This window comes from Eggerthella sp. BIOML-A1, from assembly GCF_009875595.1.
Taxonomy (GTDB): domain Bacteria; phylum Actinomycetota; class Coriobacteriia; order Coriobacteriales; family Eggerthellaceae; genus Eggerthella; species Eggerthella lenta.
The window spans coordinates 22,500-41,272 of the sequence record NZ_WWRZ01000012.1; the positions used below are offsets into that span (position 1 = coordinate 22,500).

18 protein-coding genes, 1 tRNA gene and 1 pseudogene are annotated in these 18,773 nt (G+C 59.9%); 14 read left to right on the forward strand and 6 right to left on the reverse strand.

What is annotated here, in order from left to right; all coding sequences use genetic code 11:
* Nucleotides 1-3 precede the first annotated feature (3 nt).
* Nucleotides 4-621: a flavodoxin family protein gene (locus GT590_RS13500; RefSeq protein WP_015761331.1), complete on the forward strand. Its 618-nt coding sequence runs from the start codon at nt 4-6 to the stop codon at nt 619-621.
* Nucleotides 621-1,664, forward strand: coding sequence for an rRNA adenine dimethyltransferase family protein (locus tag GT590_RS13505; protein ID WP_015761330.1), 1,044 nt, complete (start codon nt 621-623; stop codon nt 1,662-1,664). Before GT590_RS13500 ends, GT590_RS13505 begins: the two co-directional genes overlap by 1 nt.
* Before the next feature lie 493 nt (nt 1,665-2,157).
* On the opposite strand, the gene GT590_RS14340 is transcribed toward GT590_RS13505, so the two are convergent.
* Entirely contained in the window at nt 2,158-2,334 is a 177-nt protein-coding gene (locus GT590_RS14340; RefSeq protein ID WP_015761329.1) for a hypothetical protein, read from the reverse strand.
* A gap of 244 nt (nt 2,335-2,578) precedes the next feature.
* On the opposite strand from GT590_RS14340, the gene GT590_RS13510 reads away from it, so the two are divergent.
* Nucleotides 2,579-2,923, forward strand: a complete 345-nt coding sequence (locus GT590_RS13510) for a Veg family protein (RefSeq protein ID WP_009306718.1) — start codon at nt 2,579-2,581, stop codon at nt 2,921-2,923.
* Between the two features lie 152 nt (nt 2,924-3,075).
* Nucleotides 3,076-4,488: a helix-turn-helix transcriptional regulator gene (locus tag GT590_RS13515; protein ID WP_015761328.1), complete on the forward strand. Its 1,413-nt coding sequence runs from the start codon at nt 3,076-3,078 to the stop codon at nt 4,486-4,488.
* Here the strand turns inward: GT590_RS13515 and GT590_RS13520 are convergent.
* Nucleotides 4,485-5,465, reverse strand: a complete 981-nt coding sequence (locus GT590_RS13520) for an FAD:protein FMN transferase (RefSeq protein ID WP_161171168.1) — start codon at nt 5,463-5,465, stop codon at nt 4,485-4,487. The genes GT590_RS13515 and GT590_RS13520 overlap by 4 nt on opposite strands.
* A gap of 226 nt (nt 5,466-5,691) precedes the next feature.
* Here GT590_RS13520 and GT590_RS13525 point away from each other — a divergent pair, with 226 nt between their 5' ends.
* Entirely contained in the window at nt 5,692-7,587 is a 1,896-nt protein-coding gene (locus GT590_RS13525) for a flavocytochrome c (protein ID WP_086414331.1), read from the forward strand.
* Between the two features lie 89 nt (nt 7,588-7,676).
* Here the strand turns inward: GT590_RS13525 and GT590_RS13530 are convergent, their stop codons facing one another.
* Nucleotides 7,677-7,865, reverse strand: a complete 189-nt coding sequence (locus GT590_RS13530) for a hypothetical protein (protein ID WP_021409720.1) — start codon at nt 7,863-7,865, stop codon at nt 7,677-7,679.
* A gap of 440 nt (nt 7,866-8,305) precedes the next feature.
* Here GT590_RS13530 and GT590_RS13535 point away from each other — a divergent pair, with 440 nt between their 5' ends.
* The 4 genes from GT590_RS13535 (at nt 8,306) to GT590_RS13550 (ending at nt 10,693) form a co-directional block, all read left to right on the forward strand.
* Nucleotides 8,306-9,553: a radical SAM protein gene (locus GT590_RS13535; protein ID WP_021409712.1), complete on the forward strand. Its 1,248-nt coding sequence runs from the start codon at nt 8,306-8,308 to the stop codon at nt 9,551-9,553.
* Nucleotides 9,554-9,742: 189 nt separating this feature from the next.
* Entirely contained in the window at nt 9,743-10,258 is a 516-nt protein-coding gene (locus GT590_RS13540) for a hypothetical protein (RefSeq protein WP_161171169.1), read from the forward strand.
* Nucleotides 10,259-10,267: 9 nt separating this feature from the next.
* Nucleotides 10,268-10,516 (forward strand): helix-turn-helix transcriptional regulator, encoded by a 249-nt coding sequence (locus tag GT590_RS13545; RefSeq protein ID WP_015761323.1) that lies wholly within the window; start codon nt 10,268-10,270, stop codon nt 10,514-10,516.
* A gap of 101 nt (nt 10,517-10,617) precedes the next feature.
* Nucleotides 10,618-10,693: transfer RNA gene (locus GT590_RS13550), tRNA-Ala, on the forward strand.
* 77 nt (nt 10,694-10,770) lie between these two features.
* Here GT590_RS13550 and GT590_RS13555 read toward each other — a convergent pair.
* From GT590_RS13555 to GT590_RS13565, 3 genes and pseudogenes are all read right to left on the reverse strand, one after another.
* Nucleotides 10,771-11,712 (reverse strand): ORF6N domain-containing protein, encoded by a 942-nt coding sequence (locus tag GT590_RS13555; protein WP_197054162.1) that lies wholly within the window; start codon nt 11,710-11,712, stop codon nt 10,771-10,773.
* 128 nt (nt 11,713-11,840) lie between these two features.
* Nucleotides 11,841-12,829 (reverse strand): annotated as a pseudogene (gene rlmN, locus GT590_RS13560) (23S rRNA (adenine(2503)-C(2))-methyltransferase RlmN).
* 23 nt (nt 12,830-12,852) lie between these two features.
* Nucleotides 12,853-13,032 carry a cysteine-rich KTR domain-containing protein gene (locus GT590_RS13565; RefSeq protein WP_161171170.1) on the reverse strand — a complete coding sequence of 60 codons (180 nt, stop codon included), beginning with the start codon at nt 13,030-13,032 and terminating at the stop codon, nt 12,853-12,855.
* A 190-nt stretch (nt 13,033-13,222) separates the two neighbouring features.
* On the opposite strand from GT590_RS13565, the gene GT590_RS13570 reads away from it, so the two are divergent.
* The 5 genes from GT590_RS13570 to GT590_RS13590 all read left to right on the forward strand — a co-directional run bounded on the left by GT590_RS13570 (nt 13,223) and on the right by GT590_RS13590 (nt 18,500).
* Nucleotides 13,223-13,393 carry a hypothetical protein gene (locus GT590_RS13570; RefSeq protein WP_161171171.1) on the forward strand — a complete coding sequence of 57 codons (171 nt, stop codon included), beginning with the start codon at nt 13,223-13,225 and terminating at the stop codon, nt 13,391-13,393.
* Complete coding sequence (dgt, locus tag GT590_RS13575) at nt 13,365-15,059, forward strand: dGTP triphosphohydrolase (protein ID WP_035585704.1); 1,695 nt, start codon at nt 13,365-13,367, stop codon at nt 15,057-15,059. The genes GT590_RS13570 and dgt overlap by 29 nt, the downstream gene beginning before the upstream one ends.
* A gap of 192 nt (nt 15,060-15,251) precedes the next feature.
* A complete protein-coding gene (locus GT590_RS13580) occupies nt 15,252-16,214 on the forward strand; it encodes a helix-turn-helix transcriptional regulator (protein WP_035585706.1) in 963 nt (320 codons plus the stop codon).
* Nucleotides 16,215-16,422: 208 nt separating this feature from the next.
* Nucleotides 16,423-17,166 carry an ABC transporter ATP-binding protein gene (locus GT590_RS13585; RefSeq protein WP_035585708.1) on the forward strand — a complete coding sequence of 248 codons (744 nt, stop codon included), beginning with the start codon at nt 16,423-16,425 and terminating at the stop codon, nt 17,164-17,166.
* Complete coding sequence (locus GT590_RS13590) at nt 17,163-18,500, forward strand: FtsX-like permease family protein (protein ID WP_015761262.1); 1,338 nt, start codon at nt 17,163-17,165, stop codon at nt 18,498-18,500. Before GT590_RS13585 ends, GT590_RS13590 begins: the two co-directional genes overlap by 4 nt.
* The last annotated feature ends 273 nt before the right edge of the window (nt 18,501-18,773 follow it).

Genomic DNA, 18,773 nt, shown 5'->3' on the forward strand with positions numbered 1-18,773 from the left:
CTTGTGAAGCGACTCATCATCAGCGGTTCCCCTCGGGCGCGGGGGCGCAGCGCGGGCGTCGCGGAGGCCGTGCGCTTCGCGTTCGAGGACGCCTGCGCCGACGACGACGTGCGGCTCGTGTCGCTCGCGGACGTGCGCATCTCGCCCTGCACGGGATGCGAGACGTGCGCGCGCACCACAGGGCGCAACGAGCTGTACTGCATCATCTCGGACGACATGCTGCGCGTGCGCGAGATGCTGAACGCTTGCGATCAGCTGACGGTGGTGTCGCCGGTGTACTTCGCGGGCGCGCCGTCCCAGCTCAAGGCGTTCCTCGACCGCCTGCAGCCGTACTTCTACGCCAACTGGCGCGCCAAGCCGAAGCGACCGGCAAGCCTGTACGTGGTGGGCGAGGGGGGCGACCCGCACGGGTTCGGCCCGCTTGTGGGCGAGGCGCGCTCGGCGTTGGCCGTGGCGGGCTTCGCGCTGGAATCCGTGCACGACTGGGTGGGCCTCGTCAGCGCGGACGGCGCGCTCCCTTCGGGCTCCGACGTGCTGGAGGGCGGCCGCGTACATCCGGCTTCGGCCTACACGTGCACTGGTCCCGAAGGCACGTTTCCACGCGCGGTGGGGCAGGTCTGATGACGAAGCTGTCGCCGCTGGCCAGCGTGTCCGAGACGCGTGCCGTCCTGGAAGCGCACGGGCTTTCGACCAAGTACTCGCTCGGCCAGAACTTCCTCATCAACGACGCCATCTTGCAGAAAATCGTCGCCCTGGCCGATCTTGTGCCCGACGATTACGTGCTGGAGGTGGGGCCGGGCATCGGCACGCTCACCGTCGCGCTGCTGAAGAGCGTCGGACGCGTGCTGTCGGTGGAGCGCGACCCCGACCTGCCCGCCGTGCTGGCCGAGACGCTGTCCCCCTGGGCCGACCGATTCGCCCTGCTCAACAAAGACGCGCTTGATTTATGTTCCGCTGATTTCCAATCAGCGGAACCACTCGACGCTGCGGCTTCCCGTGGTGCCCGATCTCGCGGCGAGGCCCAAGGCTCGCGTACCGAAGTACGCAGCGCCTTCGCCCTCCCCACGATCTCGGGCACCACGGAAACCCTCGCTGACGTAGCTGGACCCATGAGGCTTTTACCCAACAAGCTGGTGGCGAACCTGCCCTACGCCGTGGCCGCCACCGTGGTGCTCGACTACTTCGAGCGGTTCGCGTCGCTGGAAAGCGCCACCGTCATGGTGCAGAAGGAAGTGGCCGACCGCATGGCCGCCAGCCCGGGCACGAAGAACTACGGCGCCTACACGGTGAAGCTGCGCCTGTACGCCGAGCCGGCCGGGCGCTTCGCCGTAGGGCCGGGCAACTTCTTCCCGCCGCCGCGGGTGGAGAGCGCCGTGCTGCGCCTGAACCGCCGCCCGGTCTTCGACGACCAAGGCGTGCCGCTCGATGCCGATGCGATCGCCGCCGCCTGCACCATGGCCGAGGCCGCGTTCGCCACGCGCCGCAAAACGCTGTCGAACTCCTGCAAAACCTACTTCGCCGGACGAGGCCCGCAAGGGGCCGCCGTCATCGCCCGGCTCCCGCAGTTGTTCGAGCGCGCCGGCATCGATCCCCGCCTCCGCGGCGAGACCCTCGACCTCCCCGAGTTCGTCCGCCTCGGCTGCGCCTTCCAGCAGATCGCTTGAACGGTTCGGTCGCTGAAGAGGGCTCGTCTGCCGAGGGGCTTGCCGCCGAGCAGCTCGCGGCCCCCCTCGCGTCGCAAATCCGCGGGCGATGTGCAGCAAAAACGAGGTTTTGGCAGCGCGAGCCACCTCGCCGGCGCATAGAGCGAAACGCGACCTGGGGTTTCTTCGTCGCGCTGCCCGCAAAAGAGCTTCCCGCGACGGCCGAATGAGGTTCCGACTGCCAAAACCTCGTTTTTGCTGCACATCGCCGTGCGTCCGCTGTTAAACCAATATTGACATGCGCCGCCGTGCGCCGCCTCCTCTGTCGGGGAGCCGGCGATCGAGCGGGACGGGCGCCCGGCCGACGGCCGAAGAGGGCCTCCGAGCCGCCGGCGAGTCCTCGCGGGACGGCCCGGCCCGGCTATGTCAATATTGGTTTAACAGCGGAACCGTGCGAATCGGTGCACCCGTGGACCGAACGGGGCGGTGCGCCTTCGCGAGTCTCGGTCGCGGGCTAGGCGTCCTTCAGCGCTTTGGCGCGCACGGCCTTGCCTTTGCTGCACTTGGGCTTCGCAAGCGGGCAGTGCTTCTTGCAGCAGGGGCACACGCGTCCGTCGAGCACCGATGCCGTCTTTTTCGCTTCCGCCTTCTTCTTGTCCGGTTTCTTCTTCTTGTCTTTCTTCGAGCTCACGTGGATCCTTTCGCACTATGTTCGCGGCCATTCTAGCATGTGCGTCCGTGAGGAGCTCGAAGCCTCCGCGGACGGCAGCGCTCGCACGGCGCCCGCTTCCACGGGGGTTTCACGTGACGAGGCGCGAGGTTTGAATTGTTATGGACTTGGGGACAATCCGTGCAGATTCTGTAGAGTATTGACTCAGGTGGTATAATTTGAGGCTGTCATTTCTGCACACTGGCATACGCGAGAAAGAGTGAGCATGGATTTAGCGAAACAAGCCAAAATCGTCGACTCCATTCATGATACGTTACACGACTTCGTAGGTCAACGCCTGAAAGTTCGGGCCAATATGGGTCGGTCGAAAATCGTCGAGAGCGAAGGCGTTCTCATGCAGGTGCACCCGCAGCTGTTCATCCTCGAGGTGGATCGCAAGCGCGGCCGCACCTCCCGCCAGTCCTACCAGTACGTCGACGTGCTGACGGGCATGGTGGAGCTGTCCCAGAACGGCGAGCCGCTGTTCGAGCCCTTCGTGCCCGAGTCGGCCGACGGTGCGCCCGCCGCGGATCTTATGGACGAGCAGGAAGAGGAGAAGGTCCTGTCCTAACGGCTCAGGGCTGGTTCCGGCAAACCGACGGGTGTCGCAAGCGCGGCACCCGTTTTGCGTTTCCGGCCTTGTTTCTTCTGTCGTGCAGCGAGGTCAGCGTATAGAATAGCGGGGTGGAAAGCGGGTCGGGGATCGACGCAAGAGGAGGGACCGTGGCGCAAGATCGGGCAAAGGAAGGCGTGCGTTTGCCGTACGTGCTGCGGCATTTCGACGTGTCGTACCTGGGCATCTGCGCACCGCATGTTTGGATATACTGCGTGGCGCACCGCGCGGGGCTCGACTTCGGCGGCGTGGTCATCGGCATCCCGCTGTACATCGCGCTGTCGGCGTTCATGCTGGCGGTGATGCTGCTGGCCTGGAAGGGCAAGGCGCAGCGCGTGGCGCCCAAGCTGGATTGGCCGCTGGCCGCGTTGCAGGCGGCTGCGACCCTGCTGCTGGTGGTGCCGTTGCCCCTGACGGGGGCCGCCAGCGCCACGGCGGCCGCGGTGGCGGCGGGCATCGGCGTGGCATGGCTGTACCTGCAATGGGCGCCGTTCTACGCGAAGCTCGACGTTCGCGAGGCCATCGCGTGCATCTTCTGCGCCATGGCCGTAGGCTCCGCGCTCAAGGTGCCCATCGACCTGCTGCCGCCCGTTCCGGCGGCCGTCGTGCTCATGGCGCTGCCGTTCGCCTCGGCCGCGCTGGCGCGCCGCGCGCAACGCAAGCAGCCGCCGACGGAGCGCGAGCCGCGGATGTTCTACGACCAGAACCCCATGTCCATCCCGTGGAAGATCCTGTTCGGCGTAGCTGCGTACAGCCTGATCATCGGCGTGATCCAGGGCATGCCCATCCAAGCCGACTACACCCCGTTCTGGATGATGACGTCCGCGCACCACGGGGCCGAGATCGCGGTGGCTCTGTGCGTGCTGTGGTGGGTGTTCGCGAAGGGCGGCCTGCTGCGCTTTTCCAGCCTGTGGCGCGCGATCCTGCTGTTCACGGCCACGGGGCTGTTCTTCCTGCCCGTCATCGGCTCGGCGTGGGCGGGCTGGGCGCTCGTGCTCATCTCCATCGCGCAGACGCTCGTGGTCATGCTGTTCTGGACGATGCTGGCCGACGTGGCGCATCATTCGCGCACGTCGCCTTACGTCATCTTCGGCTCGGGCTGGATCGCCTACTCGCTGCCGTTCGCGTTGGGCGAGCTGGCGGGCAAAGCGGAAGGGCTGCACGGCGCGGGATCCGCGGTGCTGTTGGCGTTGGCCTACCTGCTGACCATCGCCGCGGTGTTCGCGCTCAACGAGGCGAACTTCTCGCAGCGCCGCATCTTCGCCGATTTGGAAGGCCCCGCGCCCGAACGCTCCATGTTCGCGAGCATCGACGAGGGCTGCGAGCGCTTGGGGTCCCAGCGGGGCCTCACCGCGCGCGAAGTGGAGGTGCTGCAGCTGTTGTGCAAGGGCCGCTCGAAAAGCTATATTGCAGAAAGCCTGTTCATCAGCGAGAACACCGTGCGGTCCCACTCGAAGCACATCTACGCGAAGCTCGACGTCCATTCGAAGCAGGAGATCTTGGACCTGATCGCGCAGGGCTAGGCGATCCCTGCCACCTTGCCGTCCCGGTCCACGAAATACGCGCCCAGGATCGCATCGCGCTCGCGGGCGAACGCCAGGCCGCGTTCGATCCCCAATGCCAGCAGGGTGGTCGAGTAGCCCTCCGCATCGATCGAACGGCGCGCCACCACGGTGGCTCCCGCGGCATCCGTCTCGACGGGGAAGCACGTCTTCGGGTCGAGGATGTGGTGGTAGAACACGCCATCTCGCTCGAAGCAGCGCTCGTACACGCCGCTGGTCACGGCCGAGGCGTCGCGCACGGTCACGGCGCCCACGATGGAGCCCTTGTCGCGCGGATCCTGCAAGCCTACGCGCCATGGGCTGCCGTCTGGCTTCTGCCCGTGCGCCATCACGTTGCCGCCCAGGTTCACCACGAACGAGTCCAACCCGTGCTCGGCTAGCACCGCGGAAAGCCGGTCGGCGATCCATCCCTTCGCGATGCCGCCTACATCCACGGCCGCCTGCGGGTCGGCCAGCTGCGCCCAGGACCCGCCGGGCTCTCCGGCCTCGCTTACGCGCAGCGCGCGCCAATCCACGTGCGTCAGCGCGCGCTCCACGTCGGCGCGCTCGGGCACCGTGCCCTCGTGGAAGTTCCACAGCCGCACCGCCGAGCCCACGGTGACGTCGAACAGGCCCTCGCTGTCGGCGCAGTACCCGATGGCCGCGCGCAGCAGCTCGGCCGTGTCGTCGTGGACGGCCACGCGCTTGCCTGCAGCCGCGTTCAGCCGCGAGATGTCGGAGTGCGGCAGCGTGCGCGAAAGCCGCCGCTCGAACGCGCGACTCGCGCCGCGGGCCGCGTCGAACGCGGGGGCGCACTGCGCGGCATCGGCGTAGGCTTGCAGGGTGATGATCGTGTTGAACGCGTAGAACTGGTGCGTCATCATGCCCGCGTCGTTGGGCCCGTGCGTTTCGTGCACGTCTTCCAGCGGGATGGGGTCGTATGCGTCGCGATATTCCATGCCGCACAGTATATCACCCGGTTCGTGTCATGGCACAACCTGCGAAAACACCCCGTCCGTGTACTGTTGCGCCACCCGTTTGCGCCGCATCATGAACCCATCGTGATCGACCGGCGGGCATTCCCTCCCTGATCTTCCCGCTCGTCAGCCGATCGCGATCCGGCAGCGGCTGAGCGAAGGGTCGCGCCGCGACGGTGAGGGAAGCAGACACAACCAAGGAGGAGCCATGATCCAGAACCCGAACGAAATCGCCGCCCGCCAGCGTATGGAAGAAGCCATGAGTCGCATCGAGGCGAACGTGCGCACGCGCCTGCAGATGAACCGCCGCCAGTTCGTCTGCGGCAGCGCCGCAACCATGGCGTTGGCCATGCTCGGCCTGGCCGGCTGCTCGCCGAAGGCCGACGCGAACGGCGGCGTGGGCTCGCAGGCGTACAAAGCCGGCACCTACGAGGCCAGCGCCGAGGGCCGCAACGGCGCCGTCAACGTGAAGGTCACGTTCACCGACGACGCTATCGACGCCATCGATGTCGAGCACGAGGAAAGCCGCAACATCGGCGATGCCGCCATCGATATCCTCAAGGACAAGTATCTCCAGTCGCAAAGCCTCAACTTCGACACCGTCACGGGCGCTTCGCTGTCGTCCATGGCCTTCGCCACGGCCGTGGCCGAGTGCGTCGACCAGGCGGGCGGCGACGTGAAGGCCCTCAAGAAGGCCGACACGGGCATCGAGCCCGCGGCCGCTATCGACGAAGACTGCGACGTGTGCGTCGTGGGCTCCGGCGGCGCGGCGTTCGCGGCGGCCGTCACCGCGGCGGAGGCCGGCAAGACGGTGGTCATGCTGGAGAAGATGGACATCTACGGCGGCAACACGAACGCCGGCGAGGGCACGCTCAACGCGCCCGACCCCGAGCGTCAAGAGCCCCTCGGCATCGAGGATTCGCCTGACCTGTTCTACCAGCAGACGTTCGAAGGCGGCGACGAGTTGGGCGATCCCGCGCTCGTGCGCATCCTGGCCGACAACGCGCTGGACGCCGTGCACTGGATGGAGGACCACGGCCTGGTGTACGAGAAGGAACCGTTCACGGCCATCGGCGGCCTATGGCAGCGCGGTCACGCCGTCGAGGTGGAGAAGAAGGGCGAGCAGGGCGGCAGCTACTACGTGTCGTGCCTGAAGGACAGCGCCGACAAGACCGGCAAGGTCACGCTGTACACCGACGCGAAGGTCGAACAGCTTGTCGAGGAGGGCGGCAAGGTGACGGGCGTCGCCGGAACCCGTCCTTCGAGCGGCGCTTCCGTTGCCGTGCGCGCGAAGTCCGTGGTGCTGGCCACGGGCGGCTACTCCCGCAACGCCGAGCTGGCCATGGAGTACGACAAGCGCGTGACGAAGGACATGCCCTCGTCGAATGTGTGCTCGTCTACCGGCGACGGCCTGGGATTGGGCGAAGGCGTGGGCGCGGGCCTGCGCAACATGGAGCTGGTGCAGATCCACCCGCTGGGCGACCCGCAGAACGGCGGCGTGGCCACGTTCGTGGGCAACTGGCTGGGCGTCGAGGACTACGTGATGGTCAACGACGAGGGCAAGCGATTCATCCGCGAGGACGAGCGCCGCGACACCATCGCCGACGCCATCCTCGAACAGCCCAACGACGAGATGTGGCTGCTCGTGGACTCCACCGACATCGCGGCCGACCGCGCCGACCAGATCGCCGAGCTGGTGGAGAAGGGCCACAGCTTCAAGGCCGACGACATCGAAGATCTGGCGAACCAGATCGGCGTGCCGGCCGATGCGCTGGCCGAGACGGTGGAGGGATACAACGCCTGCGTGAAAGCCGGCGTCGACACGCAGATCGCCCCAGGCAAGGAGCTGCTGGGCACCGAGCTGTCCGATCCCGCGTACTACGCCTCCAAGCGCATCCCCACCATCCACTACACCATGGGCGGTTTGTGCATCACCACCGATGCGCAGGTGTGCACCGAGGCGGGCGAGCCCATCCCCAACCTGTTCGCGTGCGGCGAAGTCACCGGCGGCGTGCAGGGCGGCAACCGTCTGGGCGGCAACTCGTTCACCGACCTCATCGTGTTCGGCCGCATCGCCGGAGCCTCGGCGGTGGCGAACGCTTAAAGGACAGCGTTCCTATCGCGGATTGCGTTTCATCTGCGGTCAAGAAGGTCGGCGTCCGTGCAAGGGCGTCGGCCTTCTCCCGTTCGGCGCTACTTTCCCGAGGCGGCGCGCGAGAGCTTCAGCCGAGCCAGCTCCGATTGCTCCGCAACGGTGCGAAGCGCCTCGTCGCGGATGTAGGCGGAATCGTCGACGGTAGAGGCTCCGCAAAGAAGCGTAGTCAAAGCTTTGGAGATGTCGATGAGGCGCTTGTTCAGTTCACGATCTGCGGGAGTGTTCATCAGCGTCATCCCTTTCAAGTCCGGTGGTTCGCTCGTGGTATCATCTAGTGCGATCGTTGAAGATCGCGTTTATGCGCGCAATGGCAATGAGAGGCTTCCATTGCGTCCGGCGGTCACGATATGCTCCGATCGGCTGATATTCATGACGGCGGCTCTTTTCCGATGATCGTGGCTCTGCAGTAATCTTAACGTCAGACAATTTATCATAAAACATTAAATCTGTGATGGTGGCTTCGCCGTTTTGTTCCGACTGAATGCCCAGATGGACTGCAAAATTCCTAATTGTAATCATCGGATTACGCAACTTGTCGCACCGGTATTTCAGAAGCCCCCTAGCAGCAAGGTTTCATTGAATGCTAGTATGCTTTTGTAAGCGTGGAGAGACGGTTTTGCGCCATGTTTGTTCGGATGCATCGATCGTACGACGAGGGGCTGGGTGTATGAGGTTTACCGAAGAGGTAGTTCTGTTCGACTTCGCGGGAATCCCGATGGTGGGCTGCCTCGATACCGGATATGCGATCGGTTTGACCGAGCGGGGCGCTGCGGTTTGCTCGCGCATGCTCGAGGAGGATGTTCCCGAGGACGATGTGACCGCGGTGGATCCGGCGTTGCTGGAACATCTTGCGCGCGGCGGCTTCTTCCAGCGGGTCGTTGCCGAGCCGCGCGTGCTTTCGGCGTACCTGCACGTCACGCAGCGCTGCAACCTCGCATGCGCAGGCTGCTACTCGCTAGACGAGCATCGCAACCGCCTGGCCGACGCGCCTCTGGCCGACATGAAGTGCGCGGTGGAAGGGCTTGCCGCCGCCGGATTGTCGCAGCTGATCATCTCGGGCGGCGAGCCGTTCTTACGCGAGGATCTTCCCGACATCGTGGAGCACGCGAAGCGCGCCTGCGGCATCGCGTCGGTCACCGTGCTGTCGAACGGCACGCGCATGACCGAGGAATCGCTGGAGCGGCTGGCGCCGAACGTCGATTGCGTGTCGGTGTCGTTCGACGGCTGCTCGGCTGCCGCGCCGGCGTACATCAGAAGCGAGCAGCGCTTCGACGAGCTGGTGGAAGCCGTGCGCATGGTGCAGCGTGCGGGCATCCCGGCGCACATCATTCCCACGGTACATGCGAAGAACGTGGACGATCTGGCCTTGTACGTGCAGCTGTCGCGCGATTTGGGTGCGTCGCTGAACTTCAGCCTGCTTACCTGCGAGCCTGACGACGAGGTGTTGGGAGGCCTGCTGCCCGGCGCGGACGAGCTGCGCATGCTGGGCCGCGCGCTGCTGACGCTTGACAACGGCAAGCCCCTTCCCGCGATGGATGCGCCCGTAGGCGTGAACCTCACGGTGAAGCGCAACTGCGGGGCCGGCTGCAAGTCGCTCAGCGTAGACGCCGACGGCACCATCTACCCGTGCCACATGCTGCATCGCCCGGAGCTTGCCATGGGCAACGCGTTCACGGGCGCCGTGCTCGATGCGTTGCAGACGGATGTGTCTCGCACGTTCCAAACGCTCGACGCCGAAAAGTTCGAGGACTGCGGATCGTGCCGGTATCTGCGAATCTGCGGGGGAGGCTGCCGAGCCCGCTCGCTGTTCGAATCGGGCAATTTGGAGTCGAAGGACTCCTACTGCCTGATGACCCAGGCATTCTACGACGTCCTGGGAAAAGCCATGTCAGAATCGCTACAACAAAGGAGGTGAAAGAATGCTGTTCTATAGCGACGCGGAAACGCTGTCTATTTGTTTGCCGATCGGTCTTAATGGAGGACCGTGTTTGGCTATTGGAATTTAATCCAACAAATGATTGATAATTGCGTTATTACAAGGCCTCTTTCATACTTGAGGAAGAGGCCTTTTTGTTTGTGGATGCAAAATGAGAGGTTGGGGTTGATGGATGCCGATGTAAAAGAAACAGAGTTGTCGCTTGATAGGACGAACAAAGTATGCAAATTTATTTGTGCGCTTATGAAGCTGGTTTTTGCTTTGGTATGCATTTGGTGGGTTGCCACAATAATTGTCATGACCATAGCTCTTTTTGATTCGAACTCAATCAATAATGTGGGCTATTTAAACTTACCGGCACTGGTCATGTATGTTTTTTCTTGTGCGGTTATGGCTGTAACGTGCGTGACTCTCATTAAGATATTTTCGGATGCTTCAAAAGGATGTTCGCCGTTCACAATGATCCAAGTGCGAAGGCTGCGGCTGATGGCGGCTTTACTTGTTTATGCAATTCTGGAGTTCGCTATTACCTACTGTTCTTCATTTGCTCGACAAGATTGGGCTGGACCATCGGTTGCGACGGTTGATCTGTTTGCTATTATAGCCGCGGCTGTTGTATTCGCTTTTTCTTTTGTGTTCAAATACGGCATACTTCTGCAAAAGCTTTCGGACGAAACCTTGTAGGTGGGCTCGATGCCAATCGTTCTTCATCTTGACGAGATCATGGCGGATCGGCATATCTCGCTGAACGAGCTTGCTGACAAGGTGGGAATCACCAACGTCAATCTCTCGCGCATCAAGACAGGCAAAATCAGAGCCGTCCGTTTCAGCACGCTCGACATGCTGTGCGAGGTGCTTAAATGCCAGCCGGGAGATATCCTCAAACACGTTTCCGCCGACGAGGCGAACGCCATGTTCATCGACGAGAATGCCGAGCTGTAAGCCCCGTTCGTGTGCATTTTGCAGATCGTCTGCAATTGCCATTTGACAAATGCCTCCAAGACAGGCAGAATATTGCCCCGCGCGATAAGCGCACTACCCGTGGGGATGTAGCTCAGCTGGGAGAGCATCACGTTCGCAACGTGGGGGTCGTGGGTTCGAATCCCATCATCTCCACCACGGAAACCTGATCGGGGCGAGGCCAACGGCTTCGCCCCGATTTTTCAAGGTGCGACCATGAAATTGCTCCCTGCTTTTCAAATCTTCTTCAGTCGTTCGAGAAGGCCTTCCACCATCTGGGCATCTTGGATTTTCGTTATGGCAAAACACTTTTTGCCGGCGTCTTTGAAGGATGCGCCAATGTGATACCCGATCGAACGGTCTATGATCAAGAAGCGATCATGAAAGGCAGAGGTACGTTGCACCGTCAGTGTCGGGTATTGAGAGTTGAACGTGTTGATGTCGGCCCTTGTTAGCCGTGCATTGGGAAGCGTGTGCACGGATACGGAAACGCCTGCCGCTTTCTTTGCCAAAATATTTAGAGTCGAAACATCAACATAGCTATCTATCAGCTCGATCTCTCGTTGAGCTTTCTGGACGAGCTCGACCATGAGACTGAATGCGTCAAATAACTGGCCGTCAAAGAAAATCTTCTGAGTCGTTTCAGGCGTATCTTCTAGGTAGGCGAAAATTTGATCGAGCCTTTTGTTGGTGGTCTTCTGGTATTCGAGTTGTTTTAACTCGACCTGTCCGATGCGCTCGAAAAGCGCTGCATTGCTTGTGAGGAAGCGACGCGTCTCTACGAAAGCGTCCATGATGCGAATGCTCGTCTCGATCGCGACATCGCTGCGGAGAACCGCCGAAAGCATCGCGATGCCCTGCTCCGTGAATGCGTAAGGGAGGTAGCGCCTTCCGCCTCTCCCGTTTGAGGTCACAGTTTGTGACCTCAAACGCTCGTACTCTTCAGAGGAAAGCCGGAATCTGAACCTATCGGGAAAACGGCTTTCGTTGCGCTTAACTGCTTGATTGAAGACCTTGGTCTCTACGTCGTAGAGAGAAGCCAGATCGCTATCGAGCATAACCTGCTGGTTCCTCACGACATGGATAAGGCTCTTGACGTCGATGGAGCGAGAAGAAACCAATGCAATATCACTTATGGCTTTGGCCCCATCGTCGATTCCGTCGCTATCGTTTTCCAAGATCGCCCCTTTCGAAAGCCGATAAAGGGAGTATGCCCAAAACCAATCCTGCAATCAAGGGCGGAGACTCTCCTTGCCCGGGAAAGCGAGCGGCCCGAAAGCGAAGGACGTATCACCATTTTCATACATTATTTCTGTTGTTTTTTGGCTTTATTATATGTATTAGCTAACTGTCCACAAGCTGCTTTAATCTCTCTACCATGAGAAACTCTCATGGTAACTTCAAGTCCTGTTTGCTCTAATTGATGTTTGAACGCAACCATTTCTTGTTTTTGTGGTGCTCTAATTTTTGAATTACTCGTCGGGTTGTATTGCAGCACGTTAATCATAACATTTTTGCCCTTAAACCATTTTGCAAGTTGCCTTATATCTGAGGAACGGTCATTTATACCTGGTAAAAGCAAATACGCAAATACCACTTTTCGATTATGCCTTTGAGAATAGGACAATGCTTGCTTAACAACATCTTCAATAGCGTACATGTGCATATGAGGAATGATACAGTTTCTCGCAGCCTGTGTTGCTGCATGTAAAGATATTGTCAACTGAATTTTTAGATGTTCTTCGCGCAATTTTTTTAATTGATTAACTGGACCAACTGTTGATACGGTAATGCCGTCGGTTGGAAAGTTAAGTCCATTTCTATCTCGAAGAATATGGATTGCTGCAATCAAGTTGTCGTAATTGAATAAAGGTTCTCCCATTCCCATAAAAACGATACGATTTACTTTTTGACGTATCAATACAACCTGCTGCACAATTTCAGACGGTGTTAGATTACGAACAAAACCATTGCGTCCGGACTCACAAAAAATACAGCCAACAGAACAACCAACTTGCGTACTTACGCAAACAGTCCCACCATCTCGCCGTTTAATAAAAACCGTTTCAATATACCTGTTATCTTTCAATTCATAAACATACTTTTCAGTATCGCTACTTTTATAGACTTTTTTGTTGATATTGATAGATTTTCTTTGTGAAATGGCTGTTTATACAATTCCGTATATAAGGCTCTTGCTTTATCCTCTCCAATTACTTCCGACATTTCTTTGTAAGTAAATCCGTATGGGTCATTCAATATTTCCGTAGGTGTACTTTTAGGTAAGTGTTTCATTTAAATATCCTTCCTTTTCAAAATTAAAAAGTTTGTTTTTCAGAGTTTTTGATTATGATTTCTAGTTTTTCAACATCAACGATATGCGTTAATTTACATTTAGGGCAGAAAAGAGGAAAATTTCTTAATACCGTATTATATAATACTTGAACCCTCGTCTTTCCGTTACAAATTGGACATTTTATCCAATATTTTTCAAGCATAAAATCAAACGTGATGCTATACGTACTTCTTGAGAGAGCATCACGTTCGCAACGTGGGGGTCGTGGGTTCGAATCCCGTCATCTCCTCCACGAAATGGATAGAGCCGGAAGTCGCTTCCGGCTCTATTATCCTCGAGCGGAGCAAACCCACCTTTCCGCTTAGTATAGGATCTTGCTATAGGATCTTGCCATGTTTGACGGTAAAATGACGAAAGGTCAACTTTTGCATATGCTAAAGAAGCTATGCGAACTTGCCGGAAGGCGCGAGGAAGGGATAGGGGAAAATGGAAAAGTTCTGTTCCGCTTGGTGGCGTATTTCGCCAAAGAGGGCAATGGCCGAGCCGAACGGAGAAGAGAATAAGCAGCTTGTTCCTGAATCCTACGAATCCTTCGATAAGGCCGGAAATGGCTCTATTGAAGACTACCGACGCGTTGTATCCAGCATAGAGCTTCGAAGCTTGAAAGACAAAACCCAGGTTTTCCCTCTCGATCAAGAGCATCACGTTCGCACTCGTTTGTCGCATTCGTATGAGGTTGCGACCACCGCAAGCAGCATTCTCGAAGAAATACTTTCTCGCAACGCTGAGAATCCCAACAATGCGTGGCATGCGCGTCGCAACCGCGAAGCGGGCATCGGAAAGAGCATAGGGTCTTGTATCGACAGCGAGCAGGATGTTACTTCGCTGCGTTACTCGTTGATGGCCGCTTGCCTGTTGCATGATGCGGGGAATCCTCCGTTCGGTCATTTTGGAGAGCAGGTGATAGGCTCTTGGTTTAGCGAAAACGAGCGAACGTATTGCCTGGAAGGCAGCGATGGGCATCGGGCTGGTATTTGCAAAGAGGGCTACGCTGACTTGAAGAAGTTCGAAGGCAATGCCAATTCGTTGCGAATCGCTCTCTGTTCCTCATGCATGTACGACGGCAGGAGGCTTAACCTGACGGCGACGACCCTTTTCTCGATTGCAAAGTATCCCTGGGTATCGGACTCCGAAGAGGCGAGCGCCCATAAGGGGAAGTACAATTGCTTCTTGTCTGATCGAAAGCGGGTCGAGGATTTTATCGAATCGGTTGCAGAGGATTCGAGGCTTTACTCGGAAAGCACTCCGGGTTGTTATGTGAATATTCTGGAAGGCTGCAGGCACCCGCTCTCGTTTATTCTCGAGGCTTCGGATGACATTTCTTACGTAACCGCGGATTTCGAGGACGCTTTTCGCAAGGGTATGTTTTCTGTAGGCGATGTTGTGCGCTCGTATGCGGCAGGCGTAGGTGGGATGCCTCAAGGATACGAAACGTACACAGCTACTCTTATGGACTTGCTTGTTGTCATGGCGGGATCGATGGACGACAGGCGGCTACTCGATGCCCTGTGCCCAAATTTGCGATCTCGTCTCAAAGGCGAAGGAACGCATTCGTTTTTGGGAGAAGGAGAGCTGCATACGTTTCAAGCGGCTTTGAGGGAAAACCCCTCTATCGCTAACGATGACCATCAATGCTCCCAGCTCCAAGAAACCTACGTTTCTCGATGGGTGGACATCACGCGCAGGTGGTTGCGGTTTTCTGCTGCGGGCGGGATTGCCGGCAGCGACATTTTCTGCGGATCGAGCGTGGAGCTTCGAAAATGCGCCGATGTCGATTCCGTCATTTTCGGGAACCACTACGCAACCATAAAGTTTTTGAAGGTCATCATGAACAAGTACGTGTACAACTCCCCGCAAAACATGAAGAAGAATCTGACCGCGAACACGGTTCTCAGGGGCCTGTTAGATAAGTTCGTTCCGGCTGCCATTCATTGCACGAATCCCGTTAATATCGATTCAGATGAAAATAGCGAGATGAAGGCGTTTGAGAAGTCTCTGATCCTCTCCGTCCCGCTTCGATTCCGTCTCGACTATCAAGCAAGGAAGGCAGCCGGTAGTTGGAAGCTGGGAGAAGGAAGAGACGAGTACGAAAGGGTGATGATGGTTTTGGACTATATCACCAGCATGACCGATGGGTTTGCCGTGCAGCTTCATAAAGAGATCTGCTAGATCTTCCCACCGATAATTTCTCGTGCGCGCTGGTCGGCTAAGCGGCAGAATGGCTCCATACTTCTCTCTGACCTGCGATTCGATACCGGAAGTTGTCATGCTGTCCGCGAAAAAGAAGCCGGAAGTTGGTTGAGTGTGGGCCGGGTCGCCCGCAAGATAGGGGCATCGACCGCACGAACGAAGGATGGACCTATGAGCTTTCGCGACAACATGCAGCACTTGCGCGCCACGCGCAACATGACGCAGGAGCAGCTTGCCATGCTGCTGGGCGTCAGCCGGCAATCGGTGTCGAAATGGGAGGCCGAGCGCGCGTATCCTGAGATGGACAAGCTGCTGAAGATGTGTGGTCTGTTCGAATGCACGCTCGATGAGTTGGTGACGGGCGACTTGACCGGCCGTCCGGCCAACGGGGCCGCCAGCATTCCGCCGGGAAAGTCCCAGCAGGACGTGACCGGGTACGATCAAGCCATGCGCGTTTTCGCGTGGAAGCTCCCGCTGGGCATCGCCGTCATCTTCGCGAGCTCGGCATTGGCCCTCATCCTGTCGGATCCCGGACTCATGCCGATAGCCGAAGTGAGGAGCTTCGCATCCGCGCTCGTGTTCGTCGGCGTGGCCGTCGGTCTCGCGCTCATCCTCCCTGCATCGTTCGCGCGCGGCGCATTCCGCAAGGCGCACCCCTTCGTCGACGACTTCTACACGGCCGAACAGAAAAACCAGGCGCGCACCGCTCTGTCGACGGGGCTCGTCGCGGGTGTCGGCCTGCTCATGGCGGAGCTGGCCGCGACTATCGTGCTGCAAGCGGACGTGTGGCTCGCAAGCGCGACGTTCTTGGCGTTCGCCGCGATCGGCGTGTTCGTTATCGTACGAAGCGTTTTGTTGGGGACGCGTTGCAATCTGGAGCGTTACAACCGCGCATCGCTCGGGGGCATGAGCGAGGAGCAGATCGAGGCTATGGGCGACGACGGCCTTGCCGAGCGCGCCCGCCGTGCCAAGCGCGAACGCGGCACCTATGCAGCCGTTATGCTTGCGGCGACGGCGGTCGGCCTGGTGTTGATGTTCACGCCGGCGAGCAGGCTGTTCCTGCTGGCATGGCCGGTCGGCGGCCTTGCGTGCCTTGCGATCAAGGCGTTCCGTTCCGCGCGAAGCGACGGTTAGGCGTTACGCGAGGTTCTTCTCAAGGCGGCGGTTGCGTACTGAGGCGTGCCGAATCCCCGACTCCTCGACGCCTCTGACGCACGAAGGATCGGCTCCATGTTGCCGTTCCGGCGGTTTCGCCGCCCGCATTCCAAACAACAAGCATGTTCGACCAGGGCGAAGCTCGCCTCTGGCACGCCATTCCCAAAATCGGTTCTAAGGAGAGCATATGAGCACGACGATCATCGCGCGAGAGGTGAAGAAATCGTTCAGCATCGGGCGCGGAAGCAAGCGTCGGGTCGCCGACGTGCTGCGCGGCGTAAGTTTGCGCGTCGAGTCCGGCGAGATGGTGGGCATCGTGGGCCCCAGCGGCTCGGGGAAGTCGACGCTTTTGTACTGCCTGTCCGGATTGGAGGCGGCAGACTCGGGCTCCATCCAGATGATGGGCACGCAGATGGTGCATGCGGGCCGCAACGCGCTGTCCAGAACGCGCCGCGACCACGTGGGCTTCATCTTCCAATCGTACAACCTCATCCCGTCGCTGAGCGTGGGGGAGAACGTGTCGCTGCCCGCGCGCCTGGCGGGTCGTCCCATCGCGAAGGCGCAGACGAGCGCGGTGCTGAAAAGCGTAGGCCTCGACGGCAAGGGAAAGAGCCGCCCCGGCGACCTGTCCGGCGGCGAGCAGCAGCGCGTGGCCATCGCTCGTGCGCTTGCGGGTGGCGCGGACGTGATCTTCGCGGACGAGCCCACGGGCGCATTGGATTCCCGGAACGGTCGCGCGGTGCTGAGCATGCTGCGGCGCATCGCCGACGACCCGAAACGTTCGGTGGTGATGGTGACGCACGATTTGGAAGCAGCGTCCATGGCGGATCGCATCCTGGTGCTGCGGGACGGGCAGGTTGCACGAGAGATGGGGCGCTCGACGCCCGCTCAGATCCTTGCAGCGCTGGAAGACGGGGAGGTGCCGGCATGATGCGCTTGGTGTTCTCGGATCTGCGCGATCACGCAGCCACCTGGATAGGGGCGTTCCTCGTGGCCGTGGGCTGCGGCTACATCGGCGGCTGGGCGGTGTCGATACTGACGACTACGGAAACGTATCGGAACTTGGAAACCCTGGTTTGGACGATGGTCGCGTTCTCCTCGTTCGCGGCAGCGGTGGTTCTCGTGTCGGCGGCGAACCTCACGGTGTCTGCGCAGCGGCGATCGTACGCTTTGTGGCAGATCGCGAACGTCAGCCCGCGAAGCGTGAGCGCGGTGGTGCTCGCCCAGCTCGCCGTCGTGGCGACGCTGGGTGCCGCATGCGGAACGCTCGTCGAATCGGTCACGTACGCCCCTTTGTTTCCTTGGGTGTTCAGCTCACCGTTCTACCAGCCGATCGATCAGGTGGTTCTCGAAGTGGGGGCTTCGCGGATGCCCACGGTGTGGCTTGCGGTGGCGGCCGTGTCCCTCGTCGGAGGATTGAAGGGCGCCCGCAGCGCAGGCGAAACGCCTCCTTTGGAAGCCCTGCGCGATTCTGAACCGAAGCGCAGGGGTATGACGTGGTTGAGGGCGATCCTGTTCGCGAGCTTGGCGACGGGCACCTGCGCGCTCTCCGTCTTCATGGTCGAAGCGCAGTCGTACGCCGCACTGAGCAATGCGCTGTTCGTGCCCCTTCTTGCGGTCGCAACGCTCGCGACTGTCGCCCCGGTGGTGCTTTCGGCGCTGATGAGGGCATGGACGTCCATCATGCCGCAATTGCGTTGGAACGCCTGGTATCTGGCGCGGCATACCGCGCGCTACGGCCTGTCCCTCAGCACCTCGGTGGAAACGCCAGTCATGGTCGGGTTCGACCTGTTGGCGGGTGTCGCCTCGCTCAGCAACATGCTGGCGTTCTACGCGCAGCAGCAGGGCTTGCTAGACTACAAGACCTCGCTCGATTTCACCTCGACCATCCTCCTGCTCGGAGGCCCCGTCCTCCTGTGCGCCATCGGGGCGGCGGTCAGCGTGGTCATGACGTCGAAATCGCGCACCCGCGACGTGGCCCTGCTCATTGCCGGCGGCGCTCGGCCTCGAACGCTGCTGGCCGCGGCCGTGTGCGAAGCCTTCATCCATGCCGTCACGGCAACGCTGGCGGGCATGGCGGCCGTGGTCGTCTCCAACGCCGTCACCGCGTGCGCCGTGGGCATGCCGCTGTTCGACGGGTTGGCTTTCGGCGAGGGCTTGGCCGTCTCGCTCGCGGGCTTCGTCCTCGTCCTCGCCGCGACGCTCGTGCCCACGCTCGCCGCTCTTCGCAAAGAGCCTGCAACCGTCCTCGCGATGGGGGAGTGAGTCGCGGGACGTTTCAGGATTGGCCTTCGGCGGCCGCTTCGGCAGGCTCGCGACGGAATCGGCGCAACAGCGGAAGGGGCAGGGTGGCAGAGAATGCACGCTATGCATGATTTGCGGGCGCTTTCCGCTGTGATCGATGAAAGAAACCCCAGGTCGTCAAAAAAGGCGATAAAGAAAATCGTGCATAGCGTTAAATCTCTTCCATGCGGGAGACGACCCGCTGCTGATCCGGCTTCGGCAGCGGGCCGTTCGAGCCCCTCCTGGCTTGCGGCC